At 71.8% G+C, this 15,086-nt stretch carries 16 protein-coding genes; 12 read left to right on the top strand and 4 right to left on the bottom strand.

Translation table 11 applies throughout. The features are described 5' to 3' along the window. Window positions 1-52 precede the first annotated feature (52 nt). The 3 genes from alr to tsaE are packed head-to-tail and all read left to right on the top strand — an operon-like array spanning window position 53 to window position 2,750. On the top strand, window positions 53-1,195 hold the full coding sequence (gene alr / locus KALB_RS40150) for an alanine racemase (protein ID WP_030112015.1): 1,143 nt from the start codon (window positions 53-55) through the stop codon (window positions 1,193-1,195). Continuing rightward, window positions 1,192-2,292 carry an alpha/beta fold hydrolase gene (locus tag KALB_RS40145; protein WP_025361329.1) on the top strand — a complete coding sequence of 367 codons (1,101 nt, stop codon included), beginning with the start codon at window positions 1,192-1,194 and terminating at the stop codon, window positions 2,290-2,292. Before alr ends, KALB_RS40145 begins: the two co-directional genes overlap by 4 nt. Then, the gene (gene tsaE, locus KALB_RS40140) at window positions 2,289-2,750 is read left to right on the top strand and encodes a tRNA (adenosine(37)-N6)-threonylcarbamoyltransferase complex ATPase subunit type 1 TsaE (RefSeq protein WP_035977767.1); all 462 of its coding nucleotides are present in this window, start codon (window positions 2,289-2,291) and stop codon (window positions 2,748-2,750) included. Before KALB_RS40145 ends, tsaE begins: the two co-directional genes overlap by 4 nt. A 138-nt stretch (window positions 2,751-2,888) precedes the next feature. Here the strand turns inward: tsaE and KALB_RS40135 are convergent, their stop codons facing one another. Beyond that, the gene (locus KALB_RS40135) at window positions 2,889-4,316 is read right to left on the bottom strand and encodes an acyl-CoA synthetase (protein WP_025361327.1); all 1,428 of its coding nucleotides are present in this window, start codon (window positions 4,314-4,316) and stop codon (window positions 2,889-2,891) included. A gap of 55 nt (window positions 4,317-4,371) precedes the next feature. On the opposite strand from KALB_RS40135, the gene tsaB reads away from it, so the two are divergent. The 4 genes from tsaB to KALB_RS40115 all read left to right on the top strand — a co-directional run bounded on the left by tsaB (window position 4,372) and on the right by KALB_RS40115 (window position 9,019). Further along, window positions 4,372-5,052, top strand: a complete 681-nt coding sequence (gene tsaB / locus KALB_RS40130; RefSeq protein WP_025361326.1) for a tRNA (adenosine(37)-N6)-threonylcarbamoyltransferase complex dimerization subunit type 1 TsaB — start codon at window positions 4,372-4,374, stop codon at window positions 5,050-5,052. Continuing rightward, window positions 5,049-5,534 carry a ribosomal protein S18-alanine N-acetyltransferase gene (gene rimI, locus KALB_RS40125; RefSeq protein WP_236650117.1) on the top strand — a complete coding sequence of 162 codons (486 nt, stop codon included), beginning with the start codon at window positions 5,049-5,051 and terminating at the stop codon, window positions 5,532-5,534. The genes tsaB and rimI overlap by 4 nt, the downstream gene beginning before the upstream one ends. Continuing rightward, window positions 5,531-6,586 carry a tRNA (adenosine(37)-N6)-threonylcarbamoyltransferase complex transferase subunit TsaD gene (tsaD, locus tag KALB_RS40120; RefSeq protein ID WP_025361324.1) on the top strand — a complete coding sequence of 352 codons (1,056 nt, stop codon included), beginning with the start codon at window positions 5,531-5,533 and terminating at the stop codon, window positions 6,584-6,586. The genes rimI and tsaD overlap by 4 nt, the downstream gene beginning before the upstream one ends. Before the next feature lie 216 nt (window positions 6,587-6,802). Next, window positions 6,803-9,019, top strand: coding sequence for a hypothetical protein (locus KALB_RS40115; protein ID WP_025361323.1), 2,217 nt, complete (start codon window positions 6,803-6,805; stop codon window positions 9,017-9,019). A 61-nt stretch (window positions 9,020-9,080) separates the two neighbouring features. On the opposite strand, the gene KALB_RS40110 is transcribed toward KALB_RS40115, so the two are convergent. After that, window positions 9,081-9,425 (bottom strand): hypothetical protein, encoded by a 345-nt coding sequence (locus KALB_RS40110; RefSeq protein ID WP_025361322.1) that lies wholly within the window; start codon window positions 9,423-9,425, stop codon window positions 9,081-9,083. Window positions 9,426-9,515: 90 nt separating this feature from the next. Here KALB_RS40110 and KALB_RS40105 point away from each other — a divergent pair, with 90 nt between their 5' ends. The 3 genes from KALB_RS40105 (at window position 9,516) to groL (ending at window position 12,152) form a co-directional block, all read left to right on the top strand. After that, on the top strand, window positions 9,516-9,977 hold the full coding sequence (locus tag KALB_RS40105) for a MarR family transcriptional regulator (protein WP_025361321.1): 462 nt from the start codon (window positions 9,516-9,518) through the stop codon (window positions 9,975-9,977). 168 nt (window positions 9,978-10,145) lie between these two features. Further along, a complete protein-coding gene (groES, locus tag KALB_RS40100; protein ID WP_025361320.1) occupies window positions 10,146-10,439 on the top strand; it encodes a co-chaperone GroES in 294 nt (97 codons plus the stop codon). A 93-nt stretch (window positions 10,440-10,532) separates the two neighbouring features. Next, window positions 10,533-12,152, top strand: coding sequence for a chaperonin GroEL (gene groL, locus KALB_RS40095; protein ID WP_025361319.1), 1,620 nt, complete (start codon window positions 10,533-10,535; stop codon window positions 12,150-12,152). 119 nt (window positions 12,153-12,271) lie between these two features. On the opposite strand, the gene KALB_RS40090 is transcribed toward groL, so the two are convergent. Both KALB_RS40090 and KALB_RS40085 read right to left on the bottom strand, forming a co-directional pair. Further along, complete coding sequence (locus KALB_RS40090) at window positions 12,272-12,517, bottom strand: PLD nuclease N-terminal domain-containing protein (protein WP_025361318.1); 246 nt, start codon at window positions 12,515-12,517, stop codon at window positions 12,272-12,274. A 101-nt stretch (window positions 12,518-12,618) separates the two neighbouring features. Next, window positions 12,619-12,918, bottom strand: coding sequence for a WhiB family transcriptional regulator (locus KALB_RS40085; RefSeq protein WP_025361317.1), 300 nt, complete (start codon window positions 12,916-12,918; stop codon window positions 12,619-12,621). Window positions 12,919-13,131: 213 nt separating this feature from the next. Between KALB_RS40085 and KALB_RS40080 the strand changes: the two genes are divergently transcribed. Both KALB_RS40080 and KALB_RS40075 read left to right on the top strand, forming a co-directional pair. Continuing rightward, on the top strand, window positions 13,132-14,157 hold the full coding sequence (locus KALB_RS40080; protein ID WP_042221320.1) for a MerR family transcriptional regulator: 1,026 nt from the start codon (window positions 13,132-13,134) through the stop codon (window positions 14,155-14,157). Next, on the top strand, window positions 14,154-15,011 hold the full coding sequence (locus KALB_RS40075) for a hypothetical protein (protein ID WP_025361315.1): 858 nt from the start codon (window positions 14,154-14,156) through the stop codon (window positions 15,009-15,011). The genes KALB_RS40080 and KALB_RS40075 overlap by 4 nt, the downstream gene beginning before the upstream one ends. The last annotated feature ends 75 nt before the right edge of the window (window positions 15,012-15,086 follow it).

Raw genomic sequence — 15,086 nt, 5'->3', positions numbered from 1 at the left:
AGCTCCCGCGGCGAGCGGCCCGCGGTACGGCTGTGCCACCATGAACGGTGTTATGGCTGACCAGCACAATCCGTTGCCGCGCGCTCAGGTCCAAGTGGACCTGGACGCCATCCGGTACAACGTCGACCAGTTGACCCGGCTCGCCGCGCGTACCGGCGCCCAGACGATGGCCGTGATCAAGGCGGACGCCTACGGGCACGGGGCGCTCGCCGTGGGCAACGCCGCACTGGCCGCGGGCGCGTCCTGGCTGGGCGTGGCCTCGGTGGACGAGGCGCTGGCCCTGCGCGGGGCGGGCATCCAGTCCAGGGTCTTCTGCTGGCTGCACACGGTGGACGACAACTTCGGCCCGGCCGTGGCCGCGGGCATCCACCTGTCGGTGGCCTCGCTGCGCCAGCTGTGGGCGGTCAACTCCGCCGCCCGTGCGGTGGGCGTCGAGGCCAAGGTGCACCTCAAGATCGACACGGGGCTGACCCGCAGCGGTTGCCAGCCCGCCGAGTGGTCCGCGCTGGTGGAGGCGGCGGCCACGGCCCAGGCCGAGGGCAGCCTGGAGGTCGCCGGGGTCTGGTCGCACCTGGCCTGCGCGGACGAGCCCGGCCACCCGAGCGTGGACCGCCAGGCGGCGCGGCTGGACGATGCGTACAAGGTGGCGGCCAACGCCGGTCTGAACCCGATCCGGCACATCGCGAACTCGGCGGCCACGCTGACCCGCCCCGACCTGCACTTCGACCTGGTCCGCCCGGGCATCGCGGTCTACGGCCTCAACCCGGTACCCGGCTCGGCCACACTGCGCCCCGCCATGAGCTTCCGCTCCACGGTCTCGCTGGCCCGCCGCGTGCCCGCGGGCGAGGCCGTCTCGTACGGCCACACCTGGACCACCGAGTCGGAGACCACGCTCGCGCTGGTGCCGGTCGGTTACGCCGACGGCATCCCGCGCACCCTGTCGGGCCGGATGGAGGTCTGGCTGGGCGGCCGCCGCAGGCCGGTGGTCGGCCGGGTCTGCATGGACCAGATCGTGGTGGACTGCGGGGACGACCCGATCACCGACGGGGACGAGGTGCTGCTGTTCGGCCCCGGTGACCGAGGCGAGCCCACGGCCCGCGAGTGGGCCGACACGATCGGCACGATCGACTACGAGATCGTCACCGGCATGTACCGGCCGAGGGTGAGCCGCAGCTACGTCGGCGGCCGGCGGTGAAGCCGGTCTGGCGCGCGCTGGGTGTCGCGGGCGGCATTCTCGGCGCGGCGGCCACGGGCGTCGCGGTGAGCGCTGTCGCCCACGGGGCAAGGGTGTCCGCCCAGCGGCGCAAGGCCGAGGACAAGTACGCCGACGAACCGCTCGGCGCACTGGAGCCCAGCCGCGAGTCCACAGTGGCCGCCGACGACGGCTTACCGCTGGCCTGCGAGGAGGTCGACCCGGCCGAGGGCGGCGAGCCCGAACTGACCGTGGTGCTGGTGCACGGCTACACCCTGGACCGCCGCTGCTGGCACTTCCAGCGCCGCGACCTGGCCCAGCTGACAGGTCCTCGGGTTCGGCTGGTGCTCTACGACCAGCGCAGCCACGGCCGTTCCGGGGCCGCCAACTCCGAGTCCAGCACCATCGAGCAGCTGGGCCGCGACCTGGACGCCGTGGTGCGCGCGCTGGTGCCGAACGGGCCGATCGTGCTCGTCGGGCACTCCATGGGCGGCATGACGATCATGGCCTTGGCCGAGCAGCGGCCCGAGCTGTTCGTGGAGCGGGTCCGGGGTGTCGCGCTGATCGGCACCTCGGCGGGCGACATCGGGCGCTCGGGTCTGCCCCGGCCCGTGCTGTCCCGGCACAACCCGGCGGCCAGGGGGCTCGGGGTGATCGCCGAGTGGCAGCCCGGTCTGGTCGAGTGGGCGCGACGGGCGGGCGGGCACATCACCTGGAGCGCGATCAGGGCGCTCGCCTTCGGGGACAACAAGGTCAGCCCCTCGCTGGTGGACCTGATGGAGCTGATGATCGACGGCACCTCGGTCAAGGCGATCACCGACTTCGTGCGGACCCTGGGCACGCACTCGCGCTACGCGGCGCTGGCCGGTCTGCGGCACTGCCGCGTGCTGGTGCTCAGCGGGGACCGCGACCGGCTGACCCCGTTCTCGCACGCCGAGGCGATCGCCGCGCACCTGCCCGACGCCGAGCTGGTGCTCGTCGAGGGCGCGGGGCACATGGTCATGCTGGAACAGGCCGACCTGGTCACCGGCCACCTGGTGGAACTGGTGCGCGGCTGCACCTCCAAGAACGATGGGCGAGGTTGGTGGAAACGAGCGTGACGACGGTGGAACTGCCCACCGTGGAGGACACTGTCCACTTCGGACAGAGGCTGGGCGGCCTGCTGCGCGCGGGCGACCTGGTGCTGCTGTCCGGGCCACTGGGCGCGGGCAAGACCGCGCTGACCAGGGGAATCGGCGACGGGCTCGGCGTGGTGGGCAGGATCAGCTCGCCGACCTTCGTCATCGCCAGGGAACACCGCGCCGCCCCCGACGGACGCGGTGTGCCGCTGGTGCACGTGGACGCCTACCGGCTGGGCGGCCACCTGGACGAGCTGGACGACCTCGACCTGGACACCGAACTGGTCGAGGCCGTGGTCGTGGTCGAGTGGGGCGAGGGCCTCGCCGAGCGCCTGTCCACCGACCACCTGCTGATCCGCCTGGAGCGGCGCGAGGACGACGTCCGGCTCGCCCACCTGCTGCCGCACGGCTCCTGGACCAGCAGGGAGCTGCCCGCCTGAGGGGTCGTCCACAGGCGGCCAGTTGTCCACACCTGGATCTTCGGCAAGATCAACTGTCGGGGTGGGGCGGTAGACTGGTACCGGGGTCGCCCCCCTGGGAGTGGCGGGGGATGCACTAGTCGTTACGACTTGGCCCCCTCACTGTGGCAGATCCCGCTTCTTGACCTTGCCCAGCTCGTTGCGGGGCAGGGAGTCCACGAAGTGCACGAGCCGGGGGCGCTTGTGCGGGGTGAGCAACCGGGCCACGTGGTCGATCAGCTCCTGGGCCTGGGGGCGCTGCTGGGCGGGCACGACCCAGGCCACGATCCGCTCGCCCAGGTCCTCGTCGGGGCGTCCGGCCACCGCCACCTCGGCGACCCCGGGGTGTTCCAGCAGCGCGTTCTCGATCTCGCCCGCGCCGATCTTGAACCCGCCGCTCTTGATGATGTCGGTGGCCCGCCTGCCGACGATGCGGATGTAGCCGTCGGCGGCCCGGGTGGCCATGTCCCCGGTGCGGAACCAGCCCTCGTGCAGCGCCTCGGCGGTGGCGTCGGGCCGGTTCAGGTACTCCAGGAACAGGTTCGGACCGCGCACCTCGATCTCGCCGATGGTCTCGTCGTCGCTGGCGGTGATCACGGCACCGGCCTCGTCGACCAGCCGCACCTCGACCCCGTCCACGGGCAGCCCCACGGTGCCGGGGCGGCGCTCGCCGTCGAACCGGACGCTGGTGTTCATCAGCGTCTCGGACATGCCGTAGCGCTCCACGATGCGCTGGCCGGTGGCGCGGGCGATCCGGTCGTGGCAGGTGGCCGGCAGTGCGGCGGAGCCGGAGACCAGCAGTCGCGCGGCGGCCACCCCCTTGGCGACCTCGGGGTTGGCCTCGGCCTCGGCGGCGAGCCGGTGGTACATCGTGGGTACGCCGAACATCATCGTGGCCGGTCCGGCCAGCTCGGCGGCGGCGGCCTCGGGCCGGAACTGCCCGAGGTGGTGCACGGCCCCGCCGCGGCGCAGCGGCCCGAGCACCCCGACGATCAGCCCGTGCACGTGGAACAGCGGCAGACCGTGCACGACCACGTCCTCGGCGGTCCACTGCCAGGCGGCGGCCAGCGCGTCCAGGTTGCTGGCGATCGCCCGCCTCGGCAGGACGACGCCCTTGGGCGGTCCGGTGGTGCCGGAGGTGTAGACGATGAACGCGGGCGACTCCCCGTCGGCCTCGGGCGGCAGCTCACCGGTGCCGCGCGCGTCCGGGTCCACGTCGACGCGCGGCAGCTCGGCGAGGCCGCCGGGCAGCTCGACCCCGGCCGCGGCCAACACCAGCTCGGGCTTGCTGTCGGCGAGGATGTGCTCCAGCTCGCGCTCGCCGACCTTCGGGTTGATCGGCACCACGGGCACGCCCGCGACCAGCGCGCCCACCACGGCCACGCAGGTCTGCACGGTCGGCGAGGCCCACACCGCCACCGAGCCGGTGCCGAGCCGGCCCGCGAGTGCGGAGGCGGCACCTGCCAGGTCCCGGTAGGTCAGCACAACTCGATCACCGAAGCGAATGGCCTCGGCCTCCGTCGGGTCCGCCAGCGCGGGCAGCAGCATCCGATCACCCCTCAGGTCGTCGTCCCCGCCGATGATGGCCGTACCCTTGACCACCGTGCTAGTGCTCGCCATCGACACCGCCACCCCCGCCGTCACCGCCGGTGTGGTCCAGCTCGACCCCGACAGCGCGCCCGTCACCCTCGCGCAGCGGGTCACCGTGGACGCCAAGGCGCACGGCGAGCTGCTGATCCCGCACGTGCTGGCCTGCTTGGCCGAGATCGGGCGTGAGCTGTCCGCAGTGGACGCGATCGTGTGCGGCAGCGGCCCTGGCCCGTTCACCGGGCTCCGTGTGGGCATGGTCACGGCGGGCGCGCTGGGGCAGGCCCTGGACCGCCCGGTGTACCCGGTGCCGACCCCGGACGCGCTGGCCATCGACGCCAACACCGGGCACGGCCTGCTCGTGGCCACCGACGCGCGCCGCCGCGAGGTCTACTGGGCGGCCTACGACGCGGCGGGCAGGCGCAGCGACGGCCCGCACGTGGAGCGGCCCGCCGAGCTGGCCGAGAAGCTGCCCACCCTGGGCGTCGCCGCCGCGGCGGGTGAGGGCGCCGAGCTGTACGCCGAGGTGCTTGGCCTGCCGCTGGTGCCGGTGAAGTACCCGAGCCCGGCAGGCCTGGTCGCCGCGGCGGCCGTGGAACTGCTCGCCTCGGCCCGGCCCGGCCCGCTGACCCCGCTCTACCTGCGCCGCCCGGACGCGATCGAGCCGGTGGGCCGCAAGCGGGTGACCCGGCCGTGACGGCGGGCTTCACCCTGGAGCCGCTGCGCCACCGCGACGCCCGACGCTGCGCGGAACTGGAGCGCGAGCTGTTCCCCGAGGACGACCCGTGGCGCGAGCGGGCCTTCCTGTCCGAACTGGACCAGGGCCACCACTACCTGGCCGCCCGCGACGAGCAGGGCGAGCTGATCGGCTACGCGGGGCTGGCGGTGGCGGGCCGTGCCCCGGACTTCGAGGCCAGCGTGCAGACCATCGCCGTATCGGCCCACTGGCAGGGCAGGGGCGTGGGCAAGGCACTGCTGCGGGCACTGCTGGAGCGCGCCGACCAGTTCCGGGCACCGGTGTTCCTGGAGGTCCGCACGGACAACGCCACGGCGATCGCGCTGTACCGGGCGCACGGATTCGAGCAGTTGGGGCTGCGTCGCCGCTACTACCAGCCCTCTGGGGCGGACGCCTACACGATGGGCCGCCCGATTCAAGACCGTCAGGAGAGCACCCTATGAGTCGCGAGCGCATCGTCCTGGGCATCGAGAGCTCCTGTGACGAGACCGGTGTCGGCATCGTGCGGATCAGGCACGACGGCACCCTCGAACTGCTCGCCGACGAGGTGGCCTCCAGCGTGGAGGAGCACGCCAGGTTCGGCGGGGTGGTGCCGGAGGTGGCCAGCCGGGCGCACCTGGAGGCGATGCTGCCGACGATGCACCGGGCCCTGGGCGCCGCGGGTGTCGCGCTGAAGGACGTGCACTCGATCGCCGTGACGGCCGGGCCGGGGCTCGCCGGTGCCCTGCTGGTCGGGGTGTCGGCGGCCAAGGCCTACGCCGCCGCGCTGGGCAAGCCGCTGTACGGGGTGAACCACCTGGCGGGCCACGTGGCCGCCGACACGCTGGAGCACGGCCCGCTGCCCTCGCCCTGCCTCGCGCTGCTGGTCTCCGGCGGGCACTCCTCGCTGCTGCTGGTCGAGGACCTGGCTGGCAAGATCACCGAGATCGGCGCGACGGTGGACGACGCCGCGGGTGAGGCGTACGACAAGGTCGCCAGGGTGCTGGACCTGCCCTACCCGGGCGGGCCGCCGATCGACAAGCTGGCCAAGCAGGGCAACGGCTGTGCCATCGCCTTCCCGCGCGGGCTGACCGGTTCGCGGGACGCCAAGTACGACTTCTCCTTCTCCGGGCTGAAGACCGCGGTGGCGCGCTGGGTGGAGCGCTGCGAGCGGTCCGGCGAGCAGGTGCCGGTGGCCGACGTGGCCGCGTCCTTCCAGGAGGCGGTGGCCGACGTGCTGACCGCCAAGGCGGTGCGCGCGGCCAAGGACCTGGGCGTGGACACGCTGGTGATCTCCGGCGGGGTGGCGGCCAACTCGCGGCTGTCCGCGCTGGCGGCGCAGCGCTGCGAGGCGGCGGGCATCCACCTGCGGGTGCCCCGGCCCCGGCTGTGCACCGACAACGGGGCGATGATCGCCGCGGTGGGTGCCCACCTGGTCGCCGCCGGTGCCGAGCCCTCGGGGCTGGAACTGGCCACCGATCCGGGCCTTCCGGTCAGCACGGTGCAGATCGTGTGAACATTCCACCGGGAATTCACAGGGATTCGTTGTGAACCTGCCATGGGTATTCCGGCGAATCGGTGAACATCTGGTGGCGCGTAATGCTCCGTCGGGATTGAGCGATGTGGGGGATGGTCGGCCGCCGGGTGGCGGCCCTTCCCTTGCCCCCCGATCCCTGTCGTGAACGTGGTTCACCAGACGGAGGAAGCCTTGTTACGTCTCAGGAACGTATTGGTGGTCACGGCCGCCACCGCCGCGGTGGTGGCCGCCTCCGCCCCGGCGGCGTTCGCGGCCACCGCCGCATCCCCGAAGATCGATCTCAAGGTCCTGGTCGTCACCGACGGTGGGCCTGCCGTTTCCGCGATCAGCCAGCAGTTGTCGCTCGAAGGCGTGCCGCAGACGATCGTCGACCTCAACAACGCCTCGCGCCCGCAGCTGACCGCGGCGTTCCTGTCCGGGACCGCCGAGGCCAAGTTCCAGTCCGTGGTGCTGCCCAACCAGGCGCCCGCCGGGCTGAGCGCGGCCGAGCTCACCGCGCTGACCACCTACGAGTCCAGCTACGGCATCCGCCAGGTCGACGCGTACGTGTACCCGACCGCCGCGGTCGGCCTCAACGCCCCGTCCTACTCCGGTCAGCTCGACGGTGTCACCGCCTCGGTGACCGCGGCGGGCAAGGCCACCGGCGCCTTCCCGTACCTGTCCGGCTCGGTGAAGTTCGAGGACCGCAGCCCCGCCGTCGCCGAGTCCTACGGCTACCTGTCGACCCCGGCCACCCCGGCCACCGGCACCAGCTTCACCCCGCTGGTGACCGCGCCGATCGCGGGCAGCTCCACCGCGGGCGTGCTGTCCGGGGTCTACACCTCCGGCACCCGCTCGGAACTGGTCAACACCTTCGTCTACAACGCCAACCAGCACCAGTTCCAGGCGCTGGCGCACGGCATGGTGACGTGGATGACCAAGGGCGTCCATCTGGGACTGAACCGGAACTACTTCAACGTCGACATCGACGACGTGTTCCTGGCCGACGACCAGTGGAACACCGAGGCCAAGTGCACCCCCGGTGACGTGGACTGCCCGATCCCGACCCCGGGCCAGAACGGCCCCGCCGCCAACCCGGTGCGGATGACCCCGGCCGATGTGGACTACCTGGCCAACTGGCAGAAGCAGAACAACTTCAAGTTCGAGATGTTGTTCAACGGCGGCGGCAGCGCGGACGTGATCGCGGACAGCGGCTCCGACCCGACGCTGACCCAGTTCAAGAAGTACGCCAACCAGTTCCACTGGGTGAACCACACCTACACCCACGAGTTCCTCGGCTGCACCCAGAACGTGACGGTCGTGCCGTGGCAGTGCACTGTGGACGCCAGCGGCAACACCGTCTACATGTCCCAGGCGGACATCTCCAGCCAGATCAGCCAGAACAACACCTGGGCGCAGCAGAACGGTTTCAGCGGCTACCAGGACCGCTCCGAGCTGGTGACCGGTGAGCACTCCGGCCTGTTCGTGCTGCCGCAGCAGCCCAACGACAACCCGAACCTGGCGCCCGCGCTGAAGGCCAACGGGATCAAGTGGGCCGGTGCCGACGCCTCGCGCCAGCCCGTGCAGCGCCAGCTCACCGGCAGCTCCGCGCTGACCGTGCCGCGCCACCCAGTGGACGTGTACTACAACGTCTCCACCGCGGCGCAGGAGATCGACGAGTACAACTGGCTCTACACCTCGCGGGCCGACGGCGGCAGCGGCATCTGCACCGACAACCCGGCGACCACCACCTGCATCGCCCCGCTCAACGCCACGACCGGGTTCACCGACTACATCGTGCCGCTGAACACGCAGATCGTGGTCGGCCACCTGCTCGGCAACGACGCGGACCCGCACTACATGCACCAGTCCAACCTGGCCGGTGACCGGCTGGCGTACTCGCTGGTCGGCAGCGTGCTGGCCGCCTACCGCGGCGAGTTCGCCGCGAACACCCCGGTGGTGCAGCAGAACCTGGCCGCCGCGGGCCAGACGATGGCCAACCAGGCCGCGTGGCAGAAGGCGCTGCTGGGCGGCACCGCCTCGGCCTACACGCTCAACGGCCGGGTCTACGTCTCCGCCCCGAGTGGCCTGCAGGTCCCGATCACGGTGCCGGACGGCACCACCGACTGTGGCCTGCTGTGCACCGGCATCCTGGCGCAGCCCTACGGCACGGCCTACTCCGCGGAGAAGTCGCGGTGGCAGAACGGCAGCGTCACGCTGATCCTGCCCAAGAGCGCCACCACCGCGAGCACCACCAGCACGACCGCCACGCTGCCCAGCACCACCTCGGCCGCACCCAAGGCGTACGTGCCGCCCGCCGTGGTGACCACGCCGGAGCAGGCGACCCCGTTGCAGCCGACCAAGCGCGGCCTGTCCGTGCCCACGGCCAAGTCGGGCAAGCCCCAGCTGACCCTGCCCAAGCACCACAGGTAGTCCGCTGACCCGGAGCGCCGACACGTCCCCGCACGGGGTGCGTGTCGGCGCTCCGCGCGTTCTAGGCGGCCGGTTCCGCGAGGACGAGCACCTGCACGTGTTCGCGGACGTGTTCGCCGAGCACCGCCGCTGCCGCGTCGGTGATCAGGGTGATCAGGCGGTCCACCGCACCGGGTACGCGCAGGGCGGGCTCGCGCAGTTCCAGGCTGATCGTCACCAGTTCCGCCGGCGCGGGAGCACCGGCCAGCCCCCAGCGCCGGGGTGGCACGCCGACCAGTCGCACGGCGGCGACCGCGCTCAGTTCGCCGTAGACCTCTGCGACGACCGCGACCAGTTCCCGGGTGAGCCGCTGCTCGACGGTGTCGTCGAGGGCGTCCTCGGCCAGGTACGCGGTGAAGTGCGGCATGCGGCTGCCCTCCGGGTAGCATCGACGAGAAAGCTACTTTGCTTTGAAAGCAAAAGCATTTGTTCGCAAAGGTATGCGCGGGTGGGGTGGATGTCAACGGAACTGGCGGTGGACGAGGCGATCCGGGCGCTGCTGCTGATGATGCCCAGGCTGGTCGCCAGGGCCAAGCGCATCCCGGTGCCCGAGGAGATCCAGTCCCTGGAGCTCTCGCCCAGGCACCTGTCGCTGCTGTCCTACCTGCTGTTCGACGGGGCGATGACGGTGAACGAACTGGCCGCCCGGCTGGAGGTCGCGCCGACCACGGTGAGCCTGCTGGTGGCCGAGCTCAGTCGCAAGGGCGTGCTGCTGCGGCGGGAGGACGAGGCGGACCGGCGCCGCAGGATCGTCAGCATCGCCGAGGACAGGCTGCCCGTGATCGAGGGCTGGCTCGCCCGCGGTGCCACCGCCTGGCGCGCCGCCCTGGAACCGCTCACCCCGGGGCAGCGGCAGATGTTCGTGAACACCCTGCGGATCTACGAACTCGGTGTGCGGGACGCGGCCGAACCCCGCTGAGACCTGCGTTCGAGTGCCGGTGACCCCACCCCGTTGAACCGTTGGCACTCAGGTGGGTAGAGTGCTAGTCGCACGGCACCATCTACCGCCCCGGCTCCCGCGACGGCGGGGTGGCAGGCGCCGTCGGTACCTGCCAAACGCGTTCGACGACCCGTGGAGGTCACCCCGGTGAGCGTGAACATCAAGCCGCTCGAGGACAAGATCCTCGTCCAGGCCAACGAGGCCGAGACGACGACGGCGTCTGGCCTCGTCATCCCGGACACCGCCAAGGAGAAGCCCCAGGAGGGCAAGGTCCTGGCTGTTGGTCCGGGCCGCATCGACGACAAGGGCAACCGCGTCCCGCTGGACGTCGCCGTCGGCGACGTCGTCGTGTACTCCAAGTACGGCGGCACCGAGCTCAAGCACAACGGTGAGGAGTACCTCATCCTCTCCGCCCGCGACGTGCTGGCCGTCATCAACTGACGCTAGGCGTCCGCGCGACACCAGGCGCCCCGGGGGCCCCACACCGGGGCTGCCGGGGCGTTTGTCATGCACAAGTCCTGAGAAAGGCTCGCAATGCCCAAGCAGATCAGCTTCGACGAGGACGCTCGTCGGGCACTGGAGCGCGGCGTCAACAAGCTTGCCGACGCGGTGAAGGTGACCCTCGGCCCGCGCGGCCGGCACGTCGTGCTGGACAAGAAGTTCGGTGGCCCCACGGTCACCCTGGACGGCGTCACCGTGGCCCGCGAGGTCGAGCTGGAGGACTCCTTCGAGAACCTCGGCGCGCAGCTGGCCAAGAACGTCGCCACCAAGACCAACGACATCGCCGGTGACGGCACCACCACCGCCACCGTGCTGGCCCAGGCGCTGGTCAAGCACGGCCTGCGCAACGTGGCCGCCGGTGCCAACCCGACCTCGGTCGGCCGCGGCATCCAGGCCGGTGTCGACCACGTCGTGGAGTTCCTCAAGGGCAAGGCCACCCCGATCAAGGGCCGCGACAACGTGGCCCAGGTCGGCACCGTGAGCTCCCGCGACGCCTCCATCGGCGCGCTGCTCGGCGAGGCCATCGAGAAGGTCGGCGAGGACGGCGTGATCACCATCGAGGAGGCCAGCACCCTGGCCACCGAGCTGGAGATCACCGAGGGCGTGCAGTTCGACAAGGGCTACATCTCCGCGTACTTCGCCACCGACCCGGAGGCGCAGGAGGCGGTCTACGAGGACGCCTTCATCCTGCTGCACCGCGAGAAGATCTCGGCGCTGGCCGACCTGCTCCCGGTGCTGGAGAAGGTCGCCCAGGCGGGCAAGCCGCTGGTGATCGTGGCCGAGGACGTCGAGGGCGAGGCCCTGTCCACGCTGGTGGTCAACTCCATCCGCAAGACGATCAAGATCGTCGCGGTGAAGGCCCCGTACTTCGGCGACCGCCGCAAGGCGTTCCTGGACGACCTGGCCATCGTCACCGGCGGCCAGGTCGTGGCCGCCGAGGTCGGCCTGAAGCTGTCCGAGGTGGGCCTTGAGGTGCTGGGCAGCGCCCGGCGCATCACCATCACCAAGGACAACACCACCATCGTGGACGGCAAGGGCCGTTCCGAGGAGGTGGCGGCCCGCGTCGAGCAGCTCCGCAAGGAGATCGAGGCGACCGACTCCGACTGGGACCGCGAGAAGCTGCAGGAGCGGCTGGCCAAGCTGTCCGGCGGCGTGGCCGTGATCAAGGTCGGTGCCGCCACCGAGACCGAGCTCAAGGAGCGCAAGCACCGCATCGAGGACGCGGTCGCCGCCACCAAGGCCGCGGTCGAGGAGGGCATCGTGCCCGGCGGCGGTTCCGCGCTGGTGCAGGCCGCCAAGGAGCTCGAGGGCAACCTGGGCCTGACCGGTGACGAGGCCACCGGTGTCGCCATCGTGCGCGCCGCGCTGTCCGCCCCGCTGTTCTGGATCGCCAGCAACGCCGGTCTCGAGGGCGCCGTCGTGGTGTCCAAGGTCGCCGAGCAGCCGTGGGGCCACGGCTTCAACGCCGCCAAGCTGACCTACGGCGACCTGGTCGGCGAGGGCGTCATCGACCCGGTGAAGGTGACCCGCTCCGCGGTGGCCAACGCCGCTTCCATCGCCCGCATGGTGCTCACCACGGAGAGCGCCGTCGTGGAGAAGAAGGAAGAGGAGCCGGCGGCCGCCGCCGGTCACGGTCACGGCCACGGGCACTGAGCCGACCCGCTGAGCGGGACTCACGGCAGAACCGGCGAGTCCCGCTCAGCGGAGCGCGAGTCCCGCCCAGGACGTGCTGAAGGGGGGCCTCCCACCGGAGGCCCCCCTTCGCGTTTCGGCTAGACCTGCTGCCACTGGGCGCGCTGCTCCTGGCGCCCGACCAGGAACCAGAGCACGCTGCCCACCAGCGGCACGGCGCAGACAAGCAAGGACCAGACGAGCTTGGCACCGGGGCCCTGCGCCGACCGGAGGATCCCGGACAGCGCGAGCACGGCGATCAGGACGTGGGCGATGGCCAGGCAGCCCAGGCCGATGGCGCCCAGCGCCTGGAGGACCTGGCTGAACTGAACTGCCGCGAGCTGCATGCTGACCCCTCTCCTCCCACTCCGAACCGTCATCGACGGTAGGTGGCGCGGTCCTCATCGGACGTCGGCCGGGAAGATGGTCAGCTGGTCATACCTGAGGACTAGGACGTGAGCGCGAGTTGACGACGGCGGGTCTTGATGATGTTGTCCCGCTCGGATTCCGACATGCCGCCCCAGATGCCGTAGGGCTCCTGCACGGCCAGGGCGTGCCTGCGGCACAGGTCCAGCACAGGGCAGCTGTGGCAGACAGCCTTGGCCCTGGCCTCGCGGCGGGAGCGGGCCGGGCCGCGTTCCCCGTCGGGGTGGAAGAAGAAAGCGCTGTCCATACCGCGACAGTTCCCCTGCAGCTGCCAGTCCCACACGTCAGCGTTGGGACCGGGAAGCCTCCTGGTATCCGCCATCGAGACCGCCTCCTCGCCGGGTTGGTGCCTCAGGTGGTTGCTCCGTCTGGCTTAACGTCGATCACGGTAGAACCGCGTCAAAACTTGTTCAAGAGTGTTCGGGGCATAAGTTGTTCATTCCTGCCTATGGGTGAGGTGCCCGATCACCTGTCGTGGCCTGGGTCACAGCCAGTCACGCGATCTGAGTTGCCGCATGGATGAGGTGAACGGAACATGTCCCTCGTGACGACGCAGCCGGAGCACAAGCACGGTGCTGCCGTCGCCGAACCGATGCTGTCCGTGGCGGCCGTCGCGCGGCGGCTGGGCATCGCCCCCGCCACGCTGCGAACCTGGGACCGCCGCTACGGATTGGGGCCCACCGACCACACCACGGGGCGGCACCGGCGCTACGGCGCACAGGACATCGCGCGGCTGGAGATGATGCAGCGGGCGCTGCTGCGCGGGGCCTCTCCCTCGGAGGCGGCCCGGTACGCGCTCACCTCGACGCTGCCCGACCAGCGCGTCACCGTGGTGACACCGGTCGAGTCACCCGAGCTGCTGGCGATCACGGGCGGTGACGTCGACGAGGACCACGACGAGCTCTCGGGCACCGGCGGGCGGGTGCTGAGCCTGCCCGGAGCCAGTAGACGGGCCCGCGGGCTGGGGCGTGCGGCGCTGGCCATGGACGCGGTGAGCGTGCAGTGCCTGCTGGCCGACGCCATCGCCGAGGACGGCGTGCTGTCGGTGTGGAACACGATGATCCGCCCGGTGCTCACCGCGATCGCCCAGCGCTGGCGGCACTCCGGCGAGGGCGTCGAGGTGGAGCACCTGTTCAGCCAGTGCGTGACGGCGGCGTTCAGCGCGGCGGCCGTGGGCACCCCGGTGCCGGTCAACCCCCGGCCGGTGCTGCTGGCCTGCGTGCCCGAGGAGCAGCACACGCTGCCGCTGCACGCGCTGACCACGGCGCTGGCCCAGCGCGGGGTCGGCTCCCTGATGCTGGGCGCGGCCCTGCCCGCCGAGGCGCTGTCTGCGGCCGTTCGGCGCATCGCGCCCGCGGCGGTGTTCCTGTGGGCGCAGCTGCCCCGCTACGCCGACAGCTCGCTGCTCGGTCAGTTGCCGAGGACCCGCCAGCGGATCCGGTTGTTCGTCGGCGGCCCCGGCTGGTCCCCAGGCAAGCTGCCCGCGCACGCCGAGCCGCTGGACTCGCTCTCGGCCGCGGTGGACCGCATCTCCTACGTCCTGCTCGGCCGGGAGTCGTGAACCTGCTCGAGGCCGCGTTCGGCGCCGACCCCGGCGCCCAGGTGTGGTCGGCGGCCACGGGTACCGCGCGCGAACGCTGGCTGGCGGCCGTGGTGCTGGGCGGCCAGGGCCACTACGCGGCGGCCACCTCCCTGCTCGGTGCGCTGCAGCGCGAGCCCGATCCGGTGCTCGCCTCGCTGGCGGCCAGCACCCTCGCCTCGCACCGGCGCCAGCTCGGCGGGCACGCCGCGGCCCGGCTGCTGGACGGCGAGGCGCTGGCCCGCCTGGCCGGGCTCCGCCCCGAGCTGACCGACCCCAACGCCGTGGACTCGGGCGGCGCCCTGGTCGACGCCCTGGTCGGGCTGGCCGCCGACGCCATCGGCACGGGACAGCTCGCGCTGGCCCGCAGGCTGCACGCGGCGGCCGCCGCGGCGTTCGACGGGCTCCCGGTCCGGGCCCCGGGCCGCTGGCGGCCGCTGACCCGGCTGCACTGGGTCGCCGCCGAGATCGAGCTGGCCCGTGGGCGGCACGCCGAGTCCGTGCCGCTGGCGGAGCGGGCGCTGGCCGCGGCCACCGGTGCTGGGGCGCTGCGGCACGTAGCGAAGTCACGCCTGGTGCTCGCGGCGGGGCTGGCGAACCTGCCGGGAGCCGCCGAGAAGGGCCGGGCTGAAGCCCTGCTGGAGTGTGACTTGCATCACAACAAGGGGTTGTCGCTGCACCCCCTGGTGTGGCCCTGTGCCCTCCTGCTGGGGCACCTGCGACCCGATGGTGCGGCGAGGTGGCACGAACGGGCTAAAGGGGTGCTGAGCTGCGTGTTGCTCCATGCGGACCCGGTCGGGCGACGGCTGGCGGAGGCCTCTGTGTGGGTTCCGTGACGGCGCTGCTCCGTTCCGGGGAACCCGTCCGCGCGGACATCCGGGCGAACTACTTGACGGATTAAGCACCGGATC

It is taken from the genome of Kutzneria viridogrisea DSM 43870 (assembly GCF_000525635.1).
Taxonomy (GTDB): Bacteria; Actinomycetota; Actinomycetes; order Mycobacteriales; family Pseudonocardiaceae; genus Kutzneria; species Kutzneria viridogrisea.
This window is presented reverse-complemented; position numbering and strand designations above follow the sequence as displayed.